Raw genomic sequence first — 2,288 nt, forward strand, 5'->3', positions numbered from 1 at the left:
CCTCGGACGATCAACGCCTCGCTCTAAGCCGGCCGGCGCTAATGCCGCTGTCCACGGCGGCCGTCGCGATGATCAGAAGCGCCATGGTGTCGATGGTGAGCAGACGCCCGGTGGTGCAGCAGTGGTGCAGTTAGGGCTAGCCCGAAGTTAAGTCGGTTTTCGGTGGGGATTGTGAGTCTGACCTGAGTCGACGGTGGTGTATTAGCTTGAATGTGTAGCCACTGAAGTGGTGTGTCGCTGCGACGGTTTTGAGGGTGATCGCGTTAGGGTTCAACATGTGGTGGCATACAGCGGTGCGATGCACGTAGCCCGGAACAAGAGTTCGTATGTGGCGAAGTCCGGTGAGGAGCGGGTCTACGAGACGGTGCTGCTGCGGCGCACCTTCCGCGACGGGAAGAAGGTCAAGCACGAGACGCTGGCGAACCTGTCGAAGCTGCCGCGTGAGGCGGTCGACGCGATCGAGGCGACGCTGAAGGGACAGACGCTGGTGCCCGCCGGGCGGGCGTTCACGATCACCCGGTCGCTGCCGCACGGGCACGTGGCGGCGGTGACGGCGATGGCGCGCACGCTGGGGCTGCCCGCACTGCTGGGGCCGCCGTGCCGGGCGCGGGATATCGCGTTCGCGCTGATCATCTCGCGGGTGGTCCGCCCGGCCAGCAAGTTGTCCACGCTGGCCGGGTGGGCCGACACCACCCTCGGCGCGGACCTCGACGTGGCCGCTGCGTCGACCGACGAGGTCTACGCGGCCATGGACTGGCTCGCCGACCGGCAGGACGCGATCGAAAAACGCCTGACCGCAAAACATCTCGCGGTCGGTGCGAATCCGGCGCGGATGGCGCTGTTTGATCTGACCAGCTCGTGGGTGACCGGGCGCTGCTGCGCGCTGGCCGCCCGCGGCTACTCCCGCGACGGCAAGAAGGGCCGCGAGCAGATCGAGTACGGCATCCTCACCGACGTCGAGGGCCGGCCGGTGGCGGTGCGCGTGTTCGCCGGCAACACCGCCGACCCGACCGCGTTCACCGAGATCGTCACCGTGATCCGCGACAAGTTCGGGCTCGAGAAGCTGGTGCTCGTCGGTGACCGCGGCATGATCACCTCCGCGCGCATCGCCGCGCTGCGCGACCTGGGCGACGACACCGGAACCGGGTTCGGCTGGATCACCGCGCTGCGCGCCCCCGCGATCGCCAAACTCGCCGCCGACGACGGGCCGCTGCAGATGAGCCTGTTCGACACCCACGACCTGGCCGAGATCACCCACCCCGACTACCCCGGCGAACGGCTGATCGCCTGCCGCAACCCCGCGCTGGCCGCCGAACGCGCCCGCAAACGCGACGAACTGCTGGCCGCGACCGAGAAACAGCTCGACCCGATCGCCGACCGGGTGGCCCGCGGCACGCTCGCCGGGGCCGCCCAGATCGGTGAAGCAGTCGGCAAGGTGATCGACAAATACAAGGTGGGCAAGCACTTTCACCGCACCATCACCGACACCAGCCTGACCATCGCCCGTAAAGGCGACCAGATCGCCGCCGAGGCCGCCCTGGACGGCATCTACGTGCTGCGCACCAGCGTGCCCGCCGACACCCTCGACCCGGCCGCGGTGGTGGCCGGCTACAAGAACCTCGCCAACGTCGAACGCGACTTTCGCATCATCAAGGTCGACGACCTCGACCTGCGGCCCATCCACCACCGCCTCGACGACCGCGTCAAAGCCCACGTGCTGATCTGCATGCTCGCCTGCTACGTGGTCTGGCACCTGCGCCAAGCCTGGGCGCCGATGACATTCACCGACGAGCACCCACCCCAGCGGGACAACCCCGTCGCCCCCGCCCAACGCTCCACCCACGCCGACGCCAAGGCCTCCACCCAACGCGACGAACACGGCAACCCGCTGCGCAGCTTCCGCGGACTACTCGACCACCTCGCCACCCTCACCCGCAACCAGATCCGCTACCACCACACCAGCGCAGAAATCCCCATGCTCACCGAAGCCACCCCCGATCAGCGCCGCGCCTTCCAACTGCTCGACACCGCCATCCCGCTCAGAGCCGCGTAGCCACAACAACCACACCCGAAACGAGCGAATCCCCAGCTCAGCCGGGGATTCGCTCGTTTCTGGCGCCGTAACTTCGGACTAGGAGGTTGCCGACACGGGCGGCCCGGGCTGGATCGGGTGGCCACGCCCACGCGGGCCGCACCAGCGAAGGGGATACTGGGCCGGTGCCTGATCGCAACGTGCTGGGCAGCCCGTTGGAACCGTGCGGCACCGACCCGCTCACCGGCTTCTACCG

1 protein-coding gene is annotated in these 2,288 nt (G+C 68.2%); it reads left to right on the forward strand.

The window, feature by feature from the left end; genetic code table 11:
• Nucleotides 1-298: 298 nt before the first annotated feature.
• Nucleotides 299-2,053, forward strand: coding sequence for an IS1634 family transposase (locus tag VKG81_RS04600; protein ID WP_324390145.1), 1,755 nt, complete (start codon nucleotides 299-301; stop codon nucleotides 2,051-2,053).
• Nucleotides 2,054-2,288: the final 235 nt, after the last annotated feature.

The sequence above is a fragment of the Mycobacterium sp. genome, from assembly GCF_035314905.1.
In the GTDB taxonomy this organism is placed as follows: Bacteria; Actinomycetota; Actinomycetes; order Mycobacteriales; family Mycobacteriaceae; genus Mycobacterium.

Excerpts from the sequence above, each read along its gene's own strand:
- VKG81_RS04600 (WP_324390145.1), top strand. The coding sequence starts at position 299 with ATGCACGTAGCCCGGAACAAGAGTTCGTATGTGGCGAAGTCCGGTGAG.